This is a genomic window from Psychrobacter sp. FME5 (assembly GCF_014861375.1).
Lineage (GTDB): Bacteria > Pseudomonadota > Gammaproteobacteria > Pseudomonadales > Moraxellaceae > Psychrobacter.
The window spans coordinates 17,572-41,878 of record NZ_RRYX01000020.1; the positions used below are offsets into that span (position 1 = coordinate 17,572).

Below are 24,307 nucleotides of genomic sequence, written 5' to 3' on the forward strand. Positions count from 1 at the left end.
GCATCTGGCAAAACAATATGACTATGATATTTCTAATTGATAGTGCTGACGCAGCTGATTTTTAAAGCTTTTGACTACTGCCAGACATTCCTTAAGTAGGTCACGCTCAAGCGCTGTGAGAGTGATCGGATTCACTTGCCGTGCATGCTTGTCGTCAGTCGAGAGGGCAACTGACAAACGCTGCGCCATAAAAAACTCCAAAGCTTCTAATAAAGTATCGGCGCGCTCTTGGGTCAAGTGTTGGGCTTGTACCAAAGCCTTGAGGCGATCTTTGCTGCTAGGTACTGCCAAGATGTCATTTTCTAATGCCAAGGTACGGATACCATGGACCAGTGGGAAAATACCCGCTTTTTTTAGGTCGATATCTTGCGAGGACGATTTACCGCCCAGTAAAGGTAGATATTTTTGCCACCACTGATTGATATCACCAAACTGTAGTGCGGCGCGTGCGAACTGCCGTACAAACATCGGATCTGACTGGCGATGGGCTGTCTTTAAGTGTTGACGTACCTGTGTCAGTAGCGACTCATCACCGCAGACGTATTCGCCATCGAGTATAGCGGACAAATAAATACCATGCATCGGGTCGGTATTTTTAAACCACAAACCAATCTGGGCGTTAAATTGCTTTAATGGCTGTCGCCACACAGGATTGGTCATCATAATATTGCCATCGCAAAGTGGATAACCAAGGTCTGCTAAATGATGGTTAAAGGTATCGGCGAACTGTGCCAAATCAGGATGGTTATAGCCATCACGCATAATGAGTGCATTGTCTTGGTCGGTACGCATGATTTGCTCACCGCGTCCTTCTGAACCCATGACGATAAGACAGGTATTTGCCACGACCTCATCAGGCACGATAAGTTGCCAAAGTTTGGTAAAAACTTGCGCGTTGAGGGTTTGTACCATGCGACTGATATTACCAATTTTGACGCCATTTTGATGCTGCACACGAATATAGCGCCCGATAAGCTCAACCGCCGTATCGAGACTGGATAAGTCTTTTGCCTGCTCAATCTGCATACTGATGAGCTGTGAATGGTGACCAATATGCGCGAGCATGTCGCTTTGCCCAAGTATACCTGCCACGTCGCGGTTTTGGTCAATCACTGGTAGCCGATGGATGCGATAGCGGGTCATGGTCAATAGTGCATCACCAATCTCATCGTCGGCTTTGATGGTGCGCAGATTAAAATTGGCATAACGCTGGCAAGTAGTCGTAGCAGGATCTTGCCGATCGCTGATAGCACGGCAGATATCGGTATCGGTTAAAATCCCTAATAAATGACCTGTACCATATTGCTCATTTTCAATGTATTCAATGTTCTCTAGGTGATTTAATGGTCGTACCAGTACGTGTTTTAGCCCAGCTTTGGTCATAATATGGGCAGCGTCATATAGGCTATTACTGGCATCGACGATATGGACAGGCAATAAACTGACATCAATGACTGGTTGCAGCATAATTTGCTGTACTTCTTGTTGGTCATTATAGCTGGTCGTATTTATGGATTTGCTGCGTCGTTGTTGTAACGCCTTTAATCGTTCTGGCAGCTTTTCTGATAGCATTTGGCGGACTAGATGGTTTTGGGCGCTGATTTTATCGAGGGTAGCACCCGATACTTGCAGCAGCAAGGTATCCTCAACAGCTTGGTATTGGTAGGGTGTGGTCAAGCCAGCTTCAACACTGTCTGGTATGCTTTTGTTATTGTGAGATTCAGGTAGGCGACGGCTATCGAACCAGTCGTTATTATTGAGGTCGTCAGAGTGGTTGCTACCTAGATAAGAAGCGACAAACTCATCGTCGAGTAATTGCTCAATCTGGCCTTTTATGACCACATAAAGGCACTGTAGCTCTGCGGCAGACAAAAACTCATCTTTGGCAAGGTAACGGATTTGGGTGTTTTTTCTGATACTTTGACGTTCAGCTAAACTCAATACATCAAAGGGTGGCTGGGTAAAATCAAGATGGGGCATGGCATCATCCTTGATGGCATCGTTGTGAAAAGACAGGGTTGTGAAAAGACAGTTTATTATAAAAGTAACTTTACTATAGCATTGTTAGAGATTTCGTTTGATTTGCGTTATGCCGCTAGCAGCTGACGAATGCGCTCAATCGCTTCACGGCTTTCCTCAACGCTAGCGACGAGCGCGATACGCACATAACCTTGTCCAGGGTTGTTGCCATTGACCTCACGCGACAGATAGCGTCCTGCTAAGGCGTGAATGTTGGCTTGCTCGTATAGTGCTTTCACGAATACTTCGTCATCACCATTAAACTGCTCAGGGACTTTTACCCAAAAGTAAAATCCAGCTTCAGGCATCCGCAACTCTAATAGATGACCCAATTCAGACATCCATAAGGCGAACTTCTCTTGATACAGAGCACGATTGTGTGCCACGTGTTTTTCATCTTGCCAAGCAGCGATAGAGGCGAGCTGATGCGGTATCGGCATCGCACAGCCTTGATAGGTACGGTATTGTAAATAGCTCTGCAAAATATTGGCATCACCGGCGACAAATCCTGAACGCAGACCCGGCAGGTTTGAGCGTTTGGATAAAGAATGAAAGACGATACAGTTTTTAAAATCATGACGACCAAGGGTAGCACAGGCTTGTAACAAGCCAATTGGTGCCGTGTCAAAATATAGCTCGCTATAACACTCGTCACTGGCAATGATAAAGCCGTATTGATCGGACAGCCGAATCAGGTATTCCCAATCATCCATAGTCATAACCGAGCCGGTTGGATTGTTTGGGTTACAGACGAACAATAGCTGCGTGCGTGCCCAAACATCTTTGGGGACCGAGCGATAATTGCCCTTAAAGTCATTATCCAATGAGCAAGGCACAAAATAAGGCTCTGCTTGTGCCAGTATCGCCGCACCTTCGTATATCTGATAAAACGGATTGGGCATGACTATTATCGGAGAAAAAGCTATAGGAGAAAGAGCAGATATAGGAACAACAGTAGCAGAAACAGGTGAGGGCTGATGAGATGCAGGTAGTGACCGGCTTTCTTTATCGATGGGTTTATGATCGACAACCGCTTGCACCAAGCTAAAAATTGCCTCGCGTGTCCCCATGACTGGTAATACTTGCTTATTTGGGTCGACATGAGTGAGGAAAAATCGCTTTTCCAACCAATGGGCGATGGTTTGGCGCAGCTCAAATAGACCATTGGTGGTTGGATAACGGCTTATTGTGTCCAAGTTTTCTCGTAGAACGTCCAAAACAAATGCTGGTGGCGCATGTTTTGGTTCACCAATACCCAGCTTAATTTCACTATAGTGAAGGGCTGGAGAGCTATCAGCAAGCAATGTTGCCATTTTTGCGAAAGGGTAAGGATGCAGGTATGTCAAGTTGTGATTCATAAGTAGAGTAACTATAATAGACAATTAATAATAAAGTTATAAAGAAAAATTACATTAGAGCAGTGTAGCACTTCTCTTTAGGTTTTATAACTTATAACAATGCAGGACATGACTGCCAGCTTCAATGAGCGCTTATGGTAAGGATAACTTGATATGTCTAGTATTTCAAAAACGAATGATTTCAATGCTAAAGATATCACTAATGAAAATTTTGATAACCGTGTGCAAAGTACTGAAGTATACGAGCTGCTAAAAGAGCGGGAACAATGCTGGTGGCAAACGCGTCAGCACTTAATTGAGCACAAAGAAAATAAAATATTTTGGTTTGGTGAAAACAGCTTAATCATGTGGTTATTATGGCAGTTGGTTGGCTATGTCGTCGTGGCTATCGTAGTAATGTTGCTTAGCAATATGTTGGATGTATCATTACCTTTATGGCAATACGCAGCGTTATTTATATTACAAACGGTTATTTTTCTGGTTACCTTTGCTGCCAAAGGTCGACTGGGCAATCGTTTGCAACGTAACATTGAACAAGAAGAGTTGTTACGCGAACAAGCACTTAGTGAGATGGTTGTTTTGGCAGAAGACAGCCTTTACCCCGATGTACACGCCAAGTCGCCTATCTCTTTGAGAGAGTTATACGATCATCTTGACGGCGAGTTCCATTTAGCAAGCTTAGAGTGCTTATTACAAAAAGAGGTTGATGCTGGTCGTTTAATATTGAGCCAACAGCAGCTAGATATAGAAGTTTTGCCCCCCGTGCTCGCTGATGATGAGCTCAATGAACATGCTAGTGAGATGATATGTAAAAGCACCTTATAATTGATAATACCTTATAAAAGGTGCTATCAATTATCGTAAAACCCTGCTCAACCACGCCCGTTTTAGACAAGATTGGTGTCTTTTTGTACATTAAAACTGGCTATCAATGCGGTTTTTAATGCTTGTAATCTATCAGTAGATAACGGCTTATCTTTTTGATCACTGATATAAAACATGTCTTCTGCACGCTCACCTAAGGTGGTAATGCGCGCCGCATGAACTTCAATCTTCTGTTGCAAAAAAACCTGTCCGACTCGTGCCAATAACCCAGGTTGATCTAAGGTTTCTAGGCTCATAATATGCTGATCTGATGCCTCATTGAACTCAAAATTAATTTTTGTCGTCACTTCAAAGTGTCTGAGCTGGCGCGGGATACGTTTATGAGTCAGTTTTGGTACTGATGGGTTTTTAAAGGCCGCAATCAGTCGCTGCTTGAGCTCTTGCTGGCTGTCATCGTCGACCAGTAGCGTGCCACTAGGGTCTAACAATACATAAGAGTCCAAGGCAAAATCGCGGGTGGCAGTAATGATGCGCGCATCTAAAACATCGAGATTCATCTGATCAAACACCGCCATGGTGACCGCAAATAAATTGGTCTGATTTTGGGTATAAATAAACACCTGTACTGCATCAAGTGCCAGCTCACGATGTTCGCGTAACACCACCAACGGTGCACTATCGGTATCAGAGGCACGACCAATGGGCGGATGACTCAAAATCGCTTCGGTATGCCATAAGATATCTTCAGGGATTTCTCGTAGGAAATACTCATCCCCTAGGTCATCCCATAGCCGCAATACCTCATTATGATTCATGTGCATATTATCGACATTATCGAGCATGGCCGCCGCTTGCTTGCGCGTGGCAGTGATCATATCCTGCCGATTGGTCGGTGCATCGATATCAGCGCGCAGGATACGCCGTGTTTGTGAGTATAGCTGCTTCATAAGCGTGGCCCGCCAGCTATTCCATAACTGTGGATTGGTCGCATTCATATCAGCGACAGTCAGCACATAGAGATGATTGAGATGGGTGACATTGCCGACTAAGTCCGCAAAAATACTGACGATTTCTGGGTCTGAGATGTCCTTTTTCTGCGCAGTCATCGACATCAGTAAATGATAGCGAGTAAGCCAGCCGACTAAGTTGGCATCTGCCACACTCATGCCATGGGCTAGGCAAAACTCAATCGATTCCGTTTGCCCAAGCTCGCTATGGTTGCCGCCGCGTCCTTTGGCGATATCATGGAACATCGCTGCCAGTACCAAGATCTCTTTGCGCTCGATACGCTGAAAAATAGAGCTAACCAGTGGAAAGTCTTCATAAAAACGCGGATCGGTAAAGCGGTGCAAGATGCGAATCAAAAATAAAGTATGCGCATCTACGGTATAGCGATGAAATAAGTCGTATTGCATCATACCAGTGACTTGGGCAAAAGCAGGAATATAATTACCCAAAACCCCATAGCGATTCATGGCACGCAGGCGATGAAACAAATAGTTCTGCTCTTTTAAATTGGCTAAAAAAAGCGCTTGGTGAGTGGGGTTGTCTCTATAAACCTGATCGATACCGCGTGCGGCAATTTTTAGCGCACGCAGCGTATGAGTGCGGACGTTTTTGATACCGTACTGACCCATGAGTAAAAACATCTCTAGTATGGCTTCAGGATGCTGAGCAAAAACCCTGTGGTGCGCCATGGCAATTTGTTCGCCGACTTTATTAAAGCGCGCGTTAATTGGCTGTTTTTTTGGACGTTCATTGTCAGGTAGCTGCGGCTCTATAATCGTCTCATAATAATGATTGATCAGCATCTCAGACAGCGTCGATATCTGCATGGCGCAGCGATAATAATCGCGCATAAAACGCTCAACAGCGGCATTAGGCTGATCATCTGGCTGGGTCTCATAGCCCATCAATTGCGCAACTTCACGCTGATAGTCAAACAACAGCCTATTCTCGTTGCGACCGGTTAATATATGTAGATAGTGACGTATTTGCCATAGATAGCTTTCCGCAAAGCTCAGCTCATCAAATTCTTTTTCTGTTAAAAAGTTTTGTTGTACCAAGTCATAAAGTTTGCCAACACGAAAGTAGCGTTTGCTTACCCAACCGATAATATGGATATCACGTAAACCACCAGGGGCGGTTTTGATATTGGGCTCAAGATTGTATTCTGTGGCATTGTGCTGCAAGTAGCGCGCTTTTGCTTCATTGATTTTCACCTCAAAGAACGCACGCGGCGACCACTGTTTATTGACGATTTGCAGAGGCACTTCTTGCAAAGCCTCGTTACCCACGAGCAGCCGCGCCTCTAACAGCGCACTGGCAATGGTATGATCGAGTGCCGCTTCTAACCCGTCATCGACGCTACGTACTGATAGCGCAGGCTCAAGCCCAATATCCCACAGCAGGGCGACCAAATTGTCGATTTTACCGCTGGTGTCGGTATCAATTTCGTCGGGGGAGAGCAATAAAATATCGACATCTGAATACAGCGACAGCTCACCGCGACCATAGCCGCCTATTGCAAATAATGCTAAATCCGTCTTGTCTAACTCAAACCAATCAAACAAAGCGATGAGCAGTCCATCGATAGCGCAGGCGCGTGCCTCGACCAGTTGCCGGATACTGACGCCTCGTTCCAGTGCGCGGCTGATATCGTCATTGATTTGGAGTAACCATTCAGGAATGCCGAATAGCGATTTTTCTGTTATGTCATTATTTGTTTGGACGTTATTCGCTGGCAGGGTACTGACTAGCTGGTTATCGACTAGCAAGGAGGCGGCTGGCAAGGAGGCGGCTGTCTTGAGGTTGTTTGATAATATAGGCATCGGCGTCAAATCAATGGTGGCGACATCACAATTAAACATGAGTGTTATCCAATTAAAAATTTAAAAATAAAGCGCTAAGGCGTGTTAAAACCAAATAAAACGGAGTTATTTTTAGTTCACTTAGGTGTTCATCGATTGAATTGAGAACACGCCCTAATTATAATCCAAAAAAAAGACCGCCTAGGCGATCTTTTATGGGGTTATTGGGTTAAAAAACTTAAGTCTTCTTCGGGTCGAGTGGTGAATACTTCACAGCCATTATCAGTCACGACCATGGTGTGCTCCCACTGCGCGGATAGCTTACGGTCTTTGGTAATGGCAGTCCATTCGTCTGGCAAAATTTTGGTCTGCCAAGTACCTTGGTTAATCATCGGCTCGATGGTAAAGGTCATGCCGGTTTTTAGCTCAAAGCCGGTGCCTTTTTTACCATAGTGCATCACTTGCGGCTCATGGTGGAATTCATCGCTAATGCCATGACCACAGAACTCGCGCACGATACTGAAACGCTCAGGCTCGACCACTTCTTGGATAGCGGCACCGATATCACCGAGACGAACGCCATCTTTGACCACGCTCATGCCAGCATAGAGTGCATCTTGCGCCACCTTGCAGATACGCTGCGCCATGATGGAGCCATCGCCAATGATCCACATTTTAGAGGTATCACCATAATAACCATCCTTGATGACGGTCACATCGATATTGATGATATCGCCATCTTTTAGCAGTTTGTTTTCGGTAGGGATACCGTGACAAACCACGTGGTTGACCGAGGTACAGATGGATTTAGGAAAGCCGTTATAGTTAAGCGGAGCAGGAATAGCCTTCTGCACATTAACGATATAATCATGAGCAATTTGGTTTAATGCTTCGGTGCTGACCCCAACTTTGACATGCTCATCGAGCATGACCAATAATTCGCTAGCAAGCTTGCCGGCCACGCGCATTTTTTCTATGGCTTCGGGGGACTGGATAAGAGATTTTTTAGTCATCATTGTCTTACTTATAGTTATGGAGTTTATGTGTTTAAATTATAGCATAAATGCATTAGTGGTGGTTTTGCTAGCCTTAACAATGGCTCTGTCTATTGATTAGATGTTTTGTGGTTAATATATGGCATAATTTGACTGTATAGTCATCGAAATATTGTATATATTTAAAAAATCAATTGAATATTACAAATTATAGAAGTATTGTAATTTTAGTTGCCAAATGGATTGGCAGTGGTTTTTAGCGCTTTTGCGCTGGATGCAATAGATAAGATTCTTTATAAAAACTACAAAACTTTAACGATAACAAGTTTAACGATAACAAGGATGTTGTTATGACTCAGAAACTTCCCCCGCGTGCCCGTGTTTTTCTCACGCCAAGCGCATTTTTGCCGTCACTCTGTGCCATTGGCGCTGGTGTTCTAATGCTGACCTTGCAAACGACCTCTGCCCAAGCAGCGGGTCAGTACTATAACTGTGCCAATCCTACGGGTTGTAAATTGGTCAGTAGTAAACATTGGACATCAAAGCACACTGATACCAAATATCCTGTCGTCATGGCGCATGGTCTGGGTGGGTTTACCAAGGCATTTGGATTGGTTGACTATTTTTATGGTATTCCTGAAACGCTTATGAAAGGAGGCAGTCAGGTCTATACCACCAAGACATCATCAGTGAATAATAGTGAGTTCCGCGGTGAGCAATTACTGCAACAAGTTAAAACCATCAGCGCCATCTCAGGCAGTCCCAAAGTCAATTTACTTGGTCACAGTCAAGGCGGTATCGATATTCGTTATGTCGCTGGTGTTGCACCAGAGTATGTGGCTTCGGTAACCGCAATCTCAAGTCCGGAGCAAGGCTCAAAAATGGGCGATTGGGTCATCAAACAAGTTGTTGAAGGCAGTGCCAATGATGGCTATGGAGAAGGCGAGTTTAATGTTGGCTCACAGATTGCCCTAGGTTTCTTTAAGTTCGTCGGTGGCTTTATGGATATCAGCGCCGGCATTAGCTTTAAGGAGTTACAAGAGCAAGATGGCTGGAATGCAGTTCAAGCCCTATCTACTGATTACGCCGCCAAATTTAACGCTAAGTTTCCAGCAGCGATGCCGACCAGCTACTGTGGTCAGCCCGCCAATACTGAAGTTAATGGGATTAAGTATTATTCATTCAGCGGCATTGGGCAGATAACCAATGGCCTCGACCCCAGTGATTATATGCTGGCTCTGACAGGGTCGACGTTTAATGGTGATCCAAACGATGGCTTGGTATCTGCTTGTTCGAGCCGCCTCGGTTACGTGGTGCGTGATGATTATCGGATGAATCATTTAGATTCCGCCAATCAAGTCTTGGGTCTGACCGCATGGGGGCAGCCTGATCCTAAAACCCTATACCGCGACCAAGTGAACCGCCTGAAAAAAGCCAGTCTATAAAGGGTGTTGATAAAATTGGCACAAGCTTATTATTACCTTGAGTCTGCCTAGATTGTATAGAAACAGGGTCCACAGTGTTGGCCCTGTTTTTTTATATCAAAGATGTATGGTCGATGCTAAATTAAGATAAGTTTTTTTGACGCGTGACTGGTATTAATTTTTCTTGCTTGCTGTGTCTACGCTGACAGAGGCTGCAAAAAATAATACCAGTCGCATGGTATCTTTTTTTACATCGAACTGACTATATATAAACTGATTGATTAAATAAGATGTTTTCGTTATGTCCAATAATCGCCATTTCCCGTTGTTGCCCATCGTTATTATTGCTGTGATTATCGCTATAACAATAGCGGTTATTTTATGGTTTAAGCCTAATGATAGCGGTGTTGACGCTTTACCCATGACTACTACCGCAAACAGTAACGACGGTGAGCTTGACTTGACAAATATGGCTGGGTCAAACAACAGTGTTAGTACTTCATCAAATCAAGATAACGCTGGTTTTAGAACAGGACTGGAGAATCTGCCGCGCTCACTACAAGGCACCGATGTCGATGGTGAGATTATCATTGACGAAAATAAACAGCTGGTAGTCACCGAAGGCTTACGGCGCTTGTTTGATTATTTTTTATCGGCACTTGGTGAGGAAGACGAGGCCATTATCTATACTCGTGTGCAAAGCTATATTCGCAATCACACGCCAGAACCTGCTGCCAGCCAAGCTATGACCATATTTGATCAGTATGTAGCTTATCTTAAAGCAATTCCTGATATAGAAAATCGTTATGGAAACTTGCAGTTGCAAGCAACAGAAAACGGCGAGCTAGATTTAAACGTTGTCGCACAACAAAAGCAAGATGTGGCTAAACTACGTCAGCAGCATTTTGAAAAGGCGACAATCACGGCGTTCTTTGGAGCAGAAGATGAATACGATGATTACAGCATCGAGATGGTGAAAATCAATCAAAACCAACAGCTATCTGATGCGCAAAAACAAGCCGCAAAGCAAGACTATATAAGCCGCATGCCAGACAACACGACCAAAGCCAATCTTACTCAACAAGCCAACCTAAATGAGTTGATGAGCCGCACAGAACAGATGAGAGACAGAGGCGCAACGGTTGAAGAGTTATATAGTATGCGTCGGGAGTTAGTCGGCGCGCCAGCAGCAGCAAGGCTTGCCCAACTGGATCAAGAAGACGCTAATTTTGATCAGCGATTTAATCAATATCAAGCGCAAAAGCAGCGCCTTTTGAGCCAAACTAACGATAAAGCACAGGCTCAAAATCAAATCAATCAAATAGAGCAACAACTGTTTAATGATGCGGAGCGCAAACGGTTGGCAGGGTATGCCGCTGTGCAGCAACAGAAAATGTCCAATACAAACTAGGGCCTGTCGTCGATCTGAACGAAAGCAACTATCAAAAAGCAACTATCAATCTGAATGAAAGCAACTATCAATCTGAATGAAAGCAACTAAAAAGCAACTAAATGGGTAAAAATGAGCACAGGTAATGAAGGTTTAGGTCGTGAGGTTTTAGGGAGGACAGCTTTAGAGAAGCTAGATTTAAAGAGTGAGCAGGCGCTAACAGCTAATAGGTCGCTTAGCAAGGTATGTTAGCAAAAACCCTATAGAGTAAACAAATATGGTTGTAATTATACACTTAATCTATCATGACAAATGGGTGACGATTATGCATAATAGCCGCGTTGCTACGATTGATGATTACAACAATAAATTAATCACAGCAAGTACAAATGCTTAGGGTGTGTGCCCAATATTTTCAAAATGAGGGCGCACCTTAACATAATGAACAATACTTGATTTATATTTGATTTTATAGGAGTTTATATGAAAAACATGACTAAAATGATGATGGCGGCTACTTTGGCTGTAGGTACACTAGCTGCTGGTTGCCAAACCACGCCTAGCGTTACCGCACCAGTTGCGCAACCAATTACGGCTAAGGCTTTACAAGCGTATGATTGGCAGCTTGTTGATGCCAAGCGTACCAATGGCGACAAAGTAAGCCAGCTGTTCTTCGATCCGGCTAAGCCATTAACATTGAAATTCTTTAAAGATAATGGCAATGACCGCGTTACATTTGTGAACACCTGCAATAACATGGGCGCTAACTATAGTGTTGAGAATGGCAATGTCGTATTAGGTAACGTTTTATCTACTATGATGGCCTGCCCTGAGCCACAAGCAAGCTTTGATACAGCAACTATGGCGACTGTACAAGGTAAATATAGCATCAATGAGAATGCCAATAAAACCCCTATTTTGACCATCACCAATGATAAGCAAGTTGCTCACTTCAAAGCAATTTCTAAATAATCCAGTGATTTAGCCGATTATTCATTTGGCTTAAATATACTGTCGCTGTAGATTAAAACGTGCCTCACTTATTAGTGGGGCATTTTTTTGATCTAAAATAAGTGTCTAATCTAGGTTACACTGGCTCTATCGCTTGGTTCTGGCGTGGAGATTTCTCATATCCATATAAAGTGTGTCGAAATAGGGTGTGTTGAACATTTTTTTCTTGCTTGCTGTTCGCCAGCGTGACAGAGGCTGCAAAAGACTCACTCCAGTAACACTTGTATCGGTTTTAAAGTAAATCAACATATTAGGGCAATATCTTATGTTAAAAGCTACTGTGTCCAAACAATCCTTTGATAGATGCAATATAAGTAGGTACAAGATGAACTGCACGGCTGCGCTTCCCATACTGGCTATCCCAATGCTCACTGTACTAACAGGGTGTCAAACCATACTAGATACTGCGCCTAAAGCACCTGCCAGTATGATTATCAATAAGAAGCTGAACACGAGTAATCCGCTCACTGCAAAAATGCCAGCGATAGATCAGCAAGGCTATATTGCTTATGTCGAAGAACAAGGCGTCGGTGTTGCTAAAGTCTCTACGCTATATCGTATCAGGCCGGATGGCAGCAATCGCCAAATGATTGACCAGCTAAATGGCTATATCTATGCGCCGGTGTGGTCAACGGACGGTCAAATGCTTGCTTATAGCAAACAAGCGCCGCGCCAGCATCCGAAGATTTATATTTATAATGTTAAGAGTAATAGCAAAAATCTAGTCGTAAACGCCGAGGGCAGTAATTTATCACCGTCATTCTCACCTGATGGGCAAAAAATCCTCTATAGCTCGACTGTCGGTGGCAATGCTGATATCTATGAGATGCGCCTCAGCGATGGCAGTATCAAACAACTCACCACTTTACCGAGTACTGAGGTACAGCCAAGCTATGCAAGCGATGGCAAGAGCTTCGTTTATACCAGTGATAAAGTACGTGCTGGACGTCCAAGTATTTATCGTTATTATTTTGCCACGGGTCACGCAGCATTGATATCGACGGGAGGCTATGCCGCCAGTCCACAGCTTAGTATAGATGGTCAGCGCTTGGCATACCTTAATGGTCGCAAAGCGGCGGTGATGACACTCGGCACAGGAAAAGTGATTAATCTGGCAGAGACGGGTCTTGATGAGCCTGCCCGATTATCACCGTCTGGGCAATATGCCATTTATCCAATGCGTCACTCAAATTTAGGCGGGCAAGTCGATGGTAAAAGTGGAGGCGGTCTGGTCATACACTCATTGTCGGGTAATACCAGCTACGCCATTAATGACAAAGAGGGTGGCATGGTACGCTCACCGATTTGGGGACGTTAATAGTGAAAGCTCTATATTAAGTAATGAGATGTCTATATAATCACCAATAAAGAAACATAAGTCGATTATAAAAGTCTGGATTTTAGAGGTTATTTATTATCCACTTAACTTCCTCAAACCTAACAAAGTCATCGTAGCCCGACCTTGTTATTCAACATATAGTCGATACTGAATAAAATAGATACACAGCACTATACAGCGTGACTGGTACAAATTTTTCTTGCTTGCTGTGCCTACGCCGACAGAGGCTACAAAAAATGTATCCCAGCCCCGCTGTATCTCTTTTATATTGACCTGGCTATATAAAATCAAAACGTATCGTATTAAATCGAGCCATCAAGATATTACAGTGGGTGGCTAAAAGGAGAAAACGGGCAATGCAAGAATCTTTTTTAGTATTTATCACTAAAATCAGTTTATACCCCACGTTTATTTTTACGGGGCTTGTGATGTTCGTTACTTTGTATTGGGTGGTCTCTTTACTCGGTATGGCAGATATGGATAGCGTAGATTTAGGTGATTCAGGCGGCGATGTAGATGCTTCCAACTTATCATCAGCAGGGTTTTTTACGGGTCTTATGCTCAAATTTGGGCTTTACGGTGTGCCTTTAATCATCATACTCAGCTTAATTAGCTTAATCGGGTGGTTATTAAGCTATTTATATAGCAGCTTCTTACATCAATATTTTGACTCTGGACTTTTATACTATCTATTTGGTACTGGGGCTCTGATTTTTGTATTGGTGGTCTCCATGTGGCTGACCGGTATTATCATTTCACCTATTCGCAAAAATATCACCAAAATTCCAAAGCGTAATGCCTCGAGTAATCTCGGAAAAACGGCAATTGTGCGCACGCTTAGTGTGACCGACAAACACGGCGAGGCGGAATTAAGTGATGGCGGTGCCGGATTGATACTTAGAATTCGTCCCGATATCAACGATAATGATCATCTGCTCAAGCAAGGTGACAAAGTGGTATTGGTAGAGTATTTGGATGAGATTAATGCCTACCGAGTCGCTCTGGCCAAAGATAAAGAACCATCGTCAATGATTTAACCAATAGGGCTTTGGTTATAGGCTTTAGCGATAGATTGGATTAAGAGTTAAAAATAAATAGGTAATCGCAGTTAATCGATAGCGGCTGAGTAAGTGTAGAAGAAAGATCAGCTATTGATAAGAAAGATATTAACGGTTTTAAATTTGGTTGGAATGTTTTAATTAAAGGAAGGAATATGGACATACTCATTATCGTCGGCGTGGTTGTGGTGCTGGCGTTTGTTTTCATTATGGCTGCGCTTTTGATGCTAAAAGCCTTCTACTTTAAGGTAGAGCAGGGTAAGGCGTTGATCATTAACGGGGTCAACAAAATCGCCGTACGTTTCGATGGCGGTTTTGTGTGGCCAGTCATTAACAAAAAGGAGTTAATGAGAATCTCGCTAATCACCCTAGAGGTGGATAGACGCGGTAAAGAAGGACTGATTTGTGCGGATAACATGCGTGCTGATATCACGGTGGCGTTTTATTTGCGGGTCAATGAGACTGAAGAAGACGTGCTTAAGGTTGCTAAATCTCTTGGCGCTGAGAGAGCCTCAGACAAAGTGGCCGTTAATGAGCTGTTTAATGCTAAGTTCTCGGAAGCCTTAAAAACGGTTGGTAAGCAAATTGATTTCGTCAAATTGTTTGAGAATCGCAGTGAGTTTCGTGACAGTATCGTTAAAGAGATTGGCAATGATCTAAACGGCTATGTCTTAGAAGATGTGGCGATTGATTACTTAGAGCAAACCCCGAAAGTGTCCTTGGATTCGAGTAATATCTTAGATTCTGAGGGTATCAAAAAGATTACTCAATTAACAGCCTTTCAAAACGTCATGACCAACGAGCTTGAGCGTGATGAAGAGTTGGCGGTTAAAAAGAAAAACGTTGAAACGGTCGAAGCGATGCTTGAGCTTGAGCGTCAACAAGCAGATGCTGAAGCCAAACAGAAACGCGAAATATCCTCAGTGATTGCCCGTGAGACGGCTGAGACGCGTAAGATTGAAGAAGAAGAACGTAAAAAGTCTGAAACCGCGATTATTATGGTTGAGCAGGATTTAGCGATTCAGCGCGAAAACCAACAACGTGAAGTTGAAGTGGCGGGACAAAATCGTCTGCGTGCGGTGGTTATTGAAGAAGAGAAGGTCACCCGAGCTCGTGATTTAGAAATTGTCTCGCGCGAGCGTGAAGTTGACTTGCAACGTATCGAAGCCGAGCGTGCGATTGAGCTTGAGAAAAAAGAAATTGCTAACGTCATTCGTGAGCGTATCGCGGTAGACAAAACCGTCGCTCAAGAAGAAGAGCGCATCAAAGAAGTTCGCGAAGTCAGCGAAGCTGAGCGAGCTAAGCAAACACGCGTACTGGCAGCCGAAGCTGACGCTGAAGAAATCAAAGTGCGTCAAGTCAAAAAAGCAGAAGCAGAAGAGTTGTCTGCCAAGCACAAAGCAGTCGAGATTACCACGCTTGCCAATGCCAACCTTGAAGCCTCAGCCAAAGATTCAGAGGCCAAAATTAAAATGGCCGAAGGTATCAAAGCCGAAGAGTCCGCACATGGCTTTGCTGAAGCCGCGATTCAAGAGGTAAAAGCTGCCTCTTTAGAAAAAGAAGGTCTGGCCAAAGCCAATATTATCAAAGCGACAGGTCAAGCCGAAGCGCAATCAGAGCGTGAAAAAGGCATGGCTGATGCTGAAGTTATCGCGGCTCGCGGTGCATCTAATGCCAAAGCCGAGCATGATATCGGACTGGCAGATGCTCAGGTTATCGCCGCTCGCGGTGAGTCAAACGCCAAGGCAGAGCGCGAAGTTGGGCTGGCCAAAGCCGAAGTGACTCGTGCGCATTTCCAAGCAGAAGCAGATGGTCTGGTCGAGAAGTTCAATGCCATGGGTAGCATGAGCAAAGAAGCTCGCGAGCACGAAGAGTTCCGTATGGGTCTTGAGACTGCCTTGCAAGAAGCGATGGCGTCGATTGATGCTGGTAAAGAGATTGCCAAAGAAAACGCTGAAGTATTGGCGGTCGCGCTACAAAAAGCCAAAATCGATATCGTTGGCGGTGAAGCGCACTTCTTTGATAACTTTGCTAAGTCGCTATCGATTGGTAAAGCCATCGATGGTCTCGCTGGCAAGTCAGATACTTTGGGCGGCATTATCAATACCATGATGGCCAATCAAGTAATGAATAAAACCAATAAAGCGAACGATGAGTCTGATAACAAACCTGCTTAATCTAACGCTTCATCTTTGGCTAACGGTTTATTTTTGAAGGTAATCGTCAATCAGTAATTTTATTAAAGCCAGTGGTGGTTTAGGTCGCCACTTGCTTTTGCCAACTCAAGTGTAACGCTAACAATGAGCTGGCTACTCTAAAAAAATGAGTCATGAGCATTCGTTTTTTTAGAGTAGCCAAGTGCTGCTTTAATAAAAAATTTATAAAAAACCAAACTATTTAGCTTTATCTTATTTTTCCTATTGCCTAAAAATAAAAATGGACGAGCAACGATGGCGGACACGCAAAACCCAACCAATTTTGATAAAAACGACAACGATAATCAAACTGACCAAGCAGTTGCCTCAGGCAATGCTTATGAGCTTATTAAAAAGCGTCTGACTGAGCAAGGCAGCCGCCTAGAAACACAAACGGCGAACCTCAATAACGCTCGCTTGGAAGAGTTTGGTAGTACGCAAATGCAAATCGTTGCCCGCACACGTATTCGCACTGAATATAACTGCGTGGCGCAAGATATGGTGCAAGTGGGCGACTATCTGTTATTTGGCTACAATGTTTTTATGGGGCTTAAAAGAGCGAGTAATATTAAGGATGTACTATCACTATATCGCCTGATAGACCCGACTGATAAAAGTCGTAGTAATGATAATAGTCATGATAGCAGTGATGAAATAAATGACAAAGACCACAAAAATGACAGCACTGACCAAGAGTATCAGCTTGAAGAAGTGGATATAACAAATACCTTCTTAGATCAAGAGGCATTTGTCCAAGATTTTAACGAGTTATATCGCTATTACAAGCAGACCCGCTTGATTCAGCTAACCGTTAAAGACAGTAAACTGCTATTAGCGTTTCAGATTGGTGAGCGTATCACCGATATACGTGTTTTTCGTTTTGCCTTAGATTTTAGCCAAGGCACCCCAGAATCTGCCCAAGTCGCCTATGTGGATAATAGAGGCGAGCGCGATATTGAACTGCCTCCTGCCTATGATTTTGACTGGGTAGAAACCACGCGTGATCAGATGATCAATGGTAAGTACCCGCATATGAATATCTTAGATACGATATTTGTAGAAACGATTGGCGGCGATTTAACCATCAAGATTGAGGATAATACGCAGTCAGGGCAGGGTATTTATAGCGAGCCTGTGAGTGATCGCACTCAGTCGCTGACCGATGCCGAGATTGCTTATGCCAAAGTGGGTAGTTTAATCCTGCTGAAGATACTGCCTTATCGCGAGGACAGTTATCGTTATTTTGTTTATAACACCTTGACCGAAACGGTGCTGCGTCTAGACGCCATTGGTCAGTCGTGTGTCCAGCTGCCGGAAGATCACGGCATTATATTTCCAGGTGGTTATTATCTGCAAACGGGCGAAAACAAGTTATTTGATGCTCAAAACGTTGATGCTACAAACCTACAGTTCAAACGCAAAATCGTCTCACCAAACGGCGAAGACGTTCTCTTCTTATTCTATGATGTCGCTTATGGTGTCACAGGATTATTTCCTTATAATCTAATCAAAAAACAACTGGCAAACCCTATTTATTGCAACGGTATGGCGTTGGCGGACAGTGGTCGCTTGGTGCTGTTTAGCGCCCAAAGTGAGCCGTCGCGCATTCACCCGATGCAGATATGGCATACGCCCTATGCCTCACCTGAGTATGTTAGTGAGCTGCCGGAAAGCAGCAGTTTTTACGGCAAAATCGGCAATAAAGAATTGGTACGCGGTATCTCAGACCTTTATAGCATCACCCGCCTAATCGATAACCAAAGTGTCTCACAAAAGCTCTACGAGGAGTTGGCGGATAATACCAGTCGTCTCTTTGATAGTTATTATTGGCTGTCTGAACCTGAGCTGAACGAGGTTGCAGGTAGTATTAAACAAGTAACGGCTACCGCTGAGTTGGTCATTGATGAGTTTGCCAAAGTACAAAGTATTCAAAAGCAAACCCAAACCGCTTTGAGCGATGCCGACGCTCAGCAAGGTGAGATATTGCGGCAGATACGCGTCACTACTTTTGAGTCTGCCAGTGATTACGTGGAGCAGCTGTCGGCGTTAAGACAACAAAAGGGTCGTCTGGTTAGCCTAGAGGATTTGCGTTATTTAGATGGCGATAAGCTTGAAGCGTTGCAGGCTCAACTAGAAGAAGCAGAAAGCGAGCTCGCCGAAAAGACCGTATTATTTTTAAGCGAAGACCAGGCGCTTTCGAGCTACGAAGCAGTTTTAGCCGACGTCAGTGAGCGTTTAAATACCGCTGAAACCAATGCTGAATTAAAGCCTGTCCTAGACAAAATCGATGAAACCGCACAAGGCTTAGATTTATTAACCGAGCTGCTGGGCACGTTGGATGTTGCCGATGCCACCGTACGTACCCAAATTATCGATGATATATCGACCATTTATTCGAGCCTCAATCAAAGTAAAGCCAAGCTCAACCATAAGCGCAAAAACTTGGGTTCAGCCGAAGCCGTTGCGCAATTTGGCGCGCAGTTTAAGCTGTTTGGTCAGTCGATTGCCAATGCCTTGTCCATTGCCAATACACCTGAGAAATCAGATGAGCAAATGGCAAAATTGCTGGTGCAGTTAGAAGAATTAGAAAGCCAGTTTGCTGACCCAGAGACTAATGGTGGCGATCAGTTTTTAACAGACATTATTAGCAAACGTGAAGAGATTTACGAAACCTTTGAAAACCATAAGCAGCAACTGCTTGATACGCGTAATCGCAAAGCCCAAAATTTAGGTGATGGTGCGCTGCGGATGCTCGAGAGTATCAAAAAACGTACCCAAAGTACGGGTGTCACCGGCTTTAAAGAAGAAGAAGCGTTAAACACCTATTTTGCTTCAGATGGCTTGGTACAAAAAGTTCGTAACATCGCCAAAGAACTGCAAGCGATGGGCTTTAGCGTCAAGGCAGACGACATCGACGCGCGCCTAAAAGCCATCCAAATCGAAAGCTATAAGAGTCTCAAAGATAAATCTGACTTATTCGAAGATGGCGGTCAGATTATCAAGTTGGGCAAGCACCGCTTTTCGGTCAATACCCAGCCGTTAGACTTAACCTTGCTCAGTCGTCAACAGTCAGATGGTGCGCGCATTCTCAATTTGCACCTAACAGGCACCGACTATTATGAAGTGCTCAATAATGCTGAACTGAGTGCTTTACGCCCATATTGGGATATGAATATCGCCTCCGAGTCTGATACTGTCTACCGCGCAGAATATTTGGCGTATAGCATCATTGAGAGCGCCAAAAACAGCCAAGATGGTTTGACCGAAGCGCGCCTATATCAAGCGTACGACGAGACCGCCAGTACTATTAGTGCTAGCACGCTTGATAGCAACAGTGATATTTATAATGATAGCGCGCTGGCTAAACTGGTTAAGGCGTACGCCACTCCTCGTTATCAGCTCGGTTATGACAAAGGTATTCATGACCATGATGCCACGTTGTTATTGATGCAAATATTACCCACGCTGCGTGAAGCGGGTTTGCTGATATACACGCCGCAAGTTCGTGCATTGGCGCAGTTGTTTTATTGGCAGCTAAATCTAGTACAAGCGCTTGGTTTAGAGGTTTTGCATCAATTTGGCTATGACGCTTGGCTGGATGAATCAACGCTTACGCGCGTGGATAACTGGATGGATAGAGCCATCACCGCCGAGCAATTGCGCCGTAGCTTGGGCAGTGATACCGCCAAAGCATTACTGGTTGATGATATCACCCAAGTGATGCAATATTTTGTCGCCGCTTATAGTGACGACAGCGTTGGCGTTGATAACGGTGCTAGTAAGCAGGCAGAATCAAAGTCAGATTTAGACAATAGTGATATTCATAAAGAGACTGTTGTTAATAACGATACTATCTTTCAGCAAAGCTATGTCCAGCTTGCCAGTGAATATTTAGTCAACGTCATGGGTCAAGCCAATACGCCCAATGGCGATATAGAATGGCAAACCAGCCAACAAGCGCAGCAGTTATGCGAGCAATTGAGCCAAACTTTGAATAGCTCATCAGGCACCGCGCCAAATAGCGCAGGCTTTGAGCAACTACAGTCTTCAATCGGTAAGCTTGGCTTTCAGCCCAAATCTGCGTATGAGCTACTAGCAACATGGTTTCACGCCTTACTTGATAAGATTTACGCTGAGGATAGTAGCGAAATAGCTGGTGAGCAAGCTAATAATGAAGAAGGTGAGCTTAGTGAACAGCAGCTTGCTGAGCGTAAAGAAAAAGAAACTTTACGCAAACAACAGCTAGAAAGTGGTCGTCATTATGTGTCGGAAGCGATTGCTATCTTGCTTACCCAATTAAACGACAGCCAGCGTGAAGCGTTAATACAACGTTTGGTTGATGCAGGCGCCAGCTTTAATAAAGCGGCAAATGCAACCTCATCACCATTATCATTTGCATCAACCCCAGCATTAACCAGTAGCAATAACCCACTCAATCAAGTCGCCAGCTTTGAGCGCAGTACGGGTAAAGTATCGCTTGAAATACAAGTCAAGCATCTGTTGGGCGAGCATGAGCGTATCCAGCAGCAAACTCTAACCTTTGCCGTCGATGATTTCTTAAATCGTTTGCACCATCATGATACGCAGGTTATTCCTGCCTATCGACGCTATCTGGCTCTGCGCTCAGAAATTTTGCGCGATGCAAAAGAGGCGTTGCGACTTGATGAGTTTATGCCGCGTCCATTGTCATCATTTGTGCGCAACCGTCTGATTAATGAGAGCTATCTGCCATTAATCGGTGATAACCTTGCTAAGCAAATGGGTACGGTTGGCGAGGATAAGCGTACCGACTTGATGGGTATCCTGATGATGATATCGCCACCAGGTTACGGTAAAACCACCTTGATGGAATACGTCGCCAACCGTTTGGGGCTAATCTTTATGAAGATTAATTGTCCTTCACTCGGTCATGACGTTACCTCGTTAGACCCTGAAAAAGCGCCTAATGCCACCGCAAGAGAAGAGCTCAATAAAATTAACTTGGCCTTTGAGATGGGCAATAACGTCATGCTCTATCTCGATGATATTCAGCATACCCATGCTGAGTTTTTGCAAAAATTTATCTCACTCGGCGATGGCACACGCCGTATCGATGGCGTTTGGCAAGATAAAACCAAAACCTATGACATGCGTGGCAAAAAATTCTGCGTGGTCATGGCAGGTAACCCTTACACCGAAAGCGGTGAGGCCTTTAAAGTGCCTGATATGCTCGCCAACCGTGCCGATATCTATAACCTAGGCGATATTATGAGCGGCATGGAAGAGATATTCGCCCTCAGCTATATCGAAAACTCGCTAACCTCAAATGCCGTATTAGCACCACTTGCCAATCGCGACCTAGCAGATGTGCATCGCCTCATTAAAATGGCGAAAGCGGATAATGCAAACCTCGCCCAAGCACAAAGTAGCGAGCTAACCTATCCCTATAGCAGCTCGGAGATTAACGAGATTATGGCTATTTTGCGCCATATGTTTACCGTGCAAAAAGTCATTCTTGATGTTAACCAAGCCTATATTGCTTCTGCCTCGCAAGATGATAAATATCGTGTTGAACCGATATTTAAGCTGCAAGGCAGTTACCGCAATATGAACAAAATGACCGAAAAACTATCGGCGATTATGAATGACAGCGAGCTTAACCAGCTGATAGATGATCATTATTTGGGCGAGTCGCAACTCTTGACCACAGGCGCAGAAAGCAACCTGCTCAAACTTAGCGAGATGCGCGGGGCGCTGACCGAGCAAGAAGCACAGCGTTGGGCGCAAATCAAAGCTGACTTCTTACGCAACAAAGCCATGGGCGGAGAAGATGGCGACGTCGGTGCGCGTATCGTCGCTCAGTTAGTGGATTTAGCTAGCGGTTTTAACGCTATTAGTAGCCAGTTTGATAAATACCTCACCCAAAACAACCCTGAGGAAATTGCGCGCTTGCGAGAAGCGGGACAACAAGTGCAAATCGATGCGCAACTAGAGGCTCAATCAAAGGCACTAAAAATCCTCGCCGATAGCTTTATCACGGGTTTTGTAGATAACGCCAAAGTGGTTAGCGACAGCATCGACAATGGCTTTGAAAAAAGTATGAATCAGCTGATGCAAATTTATAAGCATGATCACAATGCTGAAAAGGCGGAAGGTGAGCAGCTCAAGCAAAGCCAAGAGATGCAAAAAGCGCTGATGGTGCAATTGGTCGATGCCGTCGAGCAGCTATCGCATAAGATGGCTGATAGTTTGTCTCATAGCTTAACGCAAAGCCTGCTTAAGAATGATGAGAATCAAACGCCAGCTATTGATGTGTCTGATATCACTGAGCAAACCACGCTAATGGCAAACGCGCTCAAAGAGGCACTTACGCCACTCAATATGCGCATGGATGAAAAGCTGGCAATCGATAGCAGTACCGATCAATCAGGTAAGCTGATCGTCAATAGCCTCAATCGACTGAATAAAATATTTGATGATTATGACTAGGGTGCTGGTAATAGAGGTAAACTATCGATGTATGAAATAAACCACTGAGAAAACTATGGCGCACAAGTAAAGCGAGTAGGGTGCGCCCCGCGCACCGATTTGTATAAAATAACAGGAACATCATGGCGCATAAAAAGAAAAATGTCCGCAAAAAAGAATGTCCCGTCTGCAAACGTGAGTTTAGCTGGACTAAAAAGTTGGATAAAAACTGGGAGAGCATGGTCTATTGCTCCGACCAATGTCGCCGTGTGAAAAAGTATGAAGGGTTGGTGGATCATCAAAAAGAAGATAAATAGGCGTTAATAGTTAACTAAAGATATATGACAACAAGGTAGGGTGCGCCCCGCGCACCATTTTGAAAAAGTTGTAGGCGGATTTTTAACCCAGCAATTCATACTACAAAGTGACGTACGGAAGCTCATGGCACATAAAAAAGTAAACTTACCGCAAAAGACCTGCCCCGTCTGCCAACGCCCGTTTACGTGGCGCAAGAAGTGGGAGAAAGACTGGGAGCAGGTGATTTATTGTTCGGAGAAGTGTCGGCGGGGGAAGGGTAAAGTACATTGAGCTCAAGCTAGGACAATAGAGAATTTCCATGTTTGCTAACCGAATGCTAATAAAGGATGAAGCTAGAGATGGTGGATGGAGCTGTCACAGTTAATATAGTTAAAAATATTCGACCCAAAAAGAATAAGAATAATGAAAAAGTATAAACAAAAAAAGCGTCAAAAGCGTCATAATAAAAACCAGAGACAAGCCGTGAACCATTCTCAAGGAAACACTACAAGACACTCAAAGAAAAGAGAGTATGAGACCATACAGTTTGCTAATCATACACAATCTGTTGAAAAGGGTTGGGTTTATGAAACAGATTTTTCTTATGCCCGATCTGGTTTAATACGTATTGTCACTATAGTTGCTTCTATTTTAATAATTGGTAGCTTTCCGTTTGCGCTTTACTTAATATTTACTGTCGAAAGCTTCATACCCATACTAATCATTTTAGGGTGGTGTATCAGAAAGTATGCTGAGGAGATAAAAGGAGGGTGACAGCCAAAGCAAGATGATATATTTGAGGTTATGAAGACACAAATAGATATCAGTTGCCCCGACTGTCACAGTCCCAGTTTAAAGAAAAACGGCATAAAAAGCTATGGTAAGCAAAACTACCAGTGTAAGGACTGCAAACGTCAATTCATTGGTGACCATGCCTTAACTTATAAGGGCTGCCATTCTCAAATAGAAGACAAGATACGGCTAATGACGGTTCATGGTTGCGGCGTTAGAGACATAGCCGTTATAGCCAAGGTTAGTATAGGTAAAGTGCTCAATACTATAGGCTCATCCGTATATAAGATTACGCCTAAGAAGCGCTACTATGAACGCTTAGAGGTTGATGAGTTCTGGACTTACGT

The 24,307-nt window shown here is 44.1% G+C and carries 16 protein-coding genes; 12 read left to right on the forward strand and 4 right to left on the reverse strand.

Going from position 1 to position 24,307, the window contains the following annotated elements; translation table 11 throughout:
* Positions 1 to 21 precede the first annotated feature (21 nt).
* Complete coding sequence (locus EI161_RS04815) at positions 22 to 1,980, reverse strand: DUF294 nucleotidyltransferase-like domain-containing protein (protein WP_192529104.1); 1,959 nt, start codon at positions 1,978 to 1,980, stop codon at positions 22 to 24.
* 107 nt (positions 1,981 to 2,087) lie between these two features.
* A complete protein-coding gene (dapC, locus tag EI161_RS04820) occupies positions 2,088 to 3,377 on the reverse strand; it encodes a succinyldiaminopimelate transaminase (protein WP_192522909.1) in 1,290 nt (429 codons plus the stop codon).
* A 153-nt stretch (positions 3,378 to 3,530) separates the two neighbouring features.
* Between dapC and EI161_RS04825 the strand changes: the two genes are divergently transcribed.
* Positions 3,531 to 4,202: a hypothetical protein gene (locus tag EI161_RS04825; protein WP_192529105.1), complete on the forward strand. Its 672-nt coding sequence runs from the start codon at positions 3,531 to 3,533 to the stop codon at positions 4,200 to 4,202.
* Between the two features lie 62 nt (positions 4,203 to 4,264).
* On the opposite strand, the gene glnD is transcribed toward EI161_RS04825, so the two are convergent.
* A complete protein-coding gene (glnD, locus tag EI161_RS04830) occupies positions 4,265 to 7,072 on the reverse strand; it encodes a [protein-PII] uridylyltransferase (protein WP_192529106.1) in 2,808 nt (935 codons plus the stop codon).
* Positions 7,073 to 7,233: 161 nt separating this feature from the next.
* Complete coding sequence (gene map, locus EI161_RS04835) at positions 7,234 to 8,025, reverse strand: type I methionyl aminopeptidase (RefSeq protein WP_413038367.1); 792 nt, start codon at positions 8,023 to 8,025, stop codon at positions 7,234 to 7,236.
* 332 nt (positions 8,026 to 8,357) lie between these two features.
* Between map and EI161_RS04840 the strand changes: the two genes are divergently transcribed.
* The 11 genes from EI161_RS04840 to EI161_RS04890 all read left to right on the forward strand — a co-directional run.
* Positions 8,358 to 9,452 (forward strand): esterase/lipase family protein, encoded by a 1,095-nt coding sequence (locus EI161_RS04840; protein ID WP_192522905.1) that lies wholly within the window; start codon positions 8,358 to 8,360, stop codon positions 9,450 to 9,452.
* A 280-nt stretch (positions 9,453 to 9,732) separates the two neighbouring features.
* Entirely contained in the window at positions 9,733 to 10,842 is a 1,110-nt protein-coding gene (locus tag EI161_RS04845; RefSeq protein ID WP_192529107.1) for a lipase secretion chaperone, read from the forward strand.
* A 462-nt stretch (positions 10,843 to 11,304) separates the two neighbouring features.
* Positions 11,305 to 11,793 (forward strand): META domain-containing protein, encoded by a 489-nt coding sequence (locus tag EI161_RS04850; RefSeq protein WP_192522903.1) that lies wholly within the window; start codon positions 11,305 to 11,307, stop codon positions 11,791 to 11,793.
* A 364-nt stretch (positions 11,794 to 12,157) separates the two neighbouring features.
* Positions 12,158 to 13,150 (forward strand): Xaa-Pro aminopeptidase, encoded by a 993-nt coding sequence (locus EI161_RS04855; protein ID WP_225735227.1) that lies wholly within the window; start codon positions 12,158 to 12,160, stop codon positions 13,148 to 13,150.
* Positions 13,151 to 13,527: 377 nt separating this feature from the next.
* Positions 13,528 to 14,208, forward strand: coding sequence for an OB-fold-containig protein (locus EI161_RS04860; protein WP_192529109.1), 681 nt, complete (start codon positions 13,528 to 13,530; stop codon positions 14,206 to 14,208).
* 176 nt (positions 14,209 to 14,384) lie between these two features.
* On the forward strand, positions 14,385 to 16,406 hold the full coding sequence (locus EI161_RS04865; protein ID WP_192522900.1) for a hypothetical protein: 2,022 nt from the start codon (positions 14,385 to 14,387) through the stop codon (positions 16,404 to 16,406).
* A gap of 273 nt (positions 16,407 to 16,679) precedes the next feature.
* Positions 16,680 to 22,892, forward strand: a complete 6,213-nt coding sequence (locus tag EI161_RS04870) for a DNA repair ATPase (protein ID WP_192529110.1) — start codon at positions 16,680 to 16,682, stop codon at positions 22,890 to 22,892.
* A 122-nt stretch (positions 22,893 to 23,014) separates the two neighbouring features.
* Positions 23,015 to 23,188 carry a DUF2256 domain-containing protein gene (locus EI161_RS04875; RefSeq protein WP_192529111.1) on the forward strand — a complete coding sequence of 58 codons (174 nt, stop codon included), beginning with the start codon at positions 23,015 to 23,017 and terminating at the stop codon, positions 23,186 to 23,188.
* A 124-nt stretch (positions 23,189 to 23,312) separates the two neighbouring features.
* Positions 23,313 to 23,459 (forward strand): DUF2256 domain-containing protein, encoded by a 147-nt coding sequence (locus tag EI161_RS04880; protein ID WP_192529112.1) that lies wholly within the window; start codon positions 23,313 to 23,315, stop codon positions 23,457 to 23,459.
* A gap of 132 nt (positions 23,460 to 23,591) precedes the next feature.
* Positions 23,592 to 23,942, forward strand: coding sequence for a hypothetical protein (locus EI161_RS04885; RefSeq protein WP_192529113.1), 351 nt, complete (start codon positions 23,592 to 23,594; stop codon positions 23,940 to 23,942).
* 30 nt (positions 23,943 to 23,972) lie between these two features.
* Positions 23,973 to 24,307, forward strand: a 335-nt coding sequence (locus tag EI161_RS04890; protein ID WP_192529114.1) for an IS1 family transposase, incomplete at its 3' end; no start/stop codon positions are given.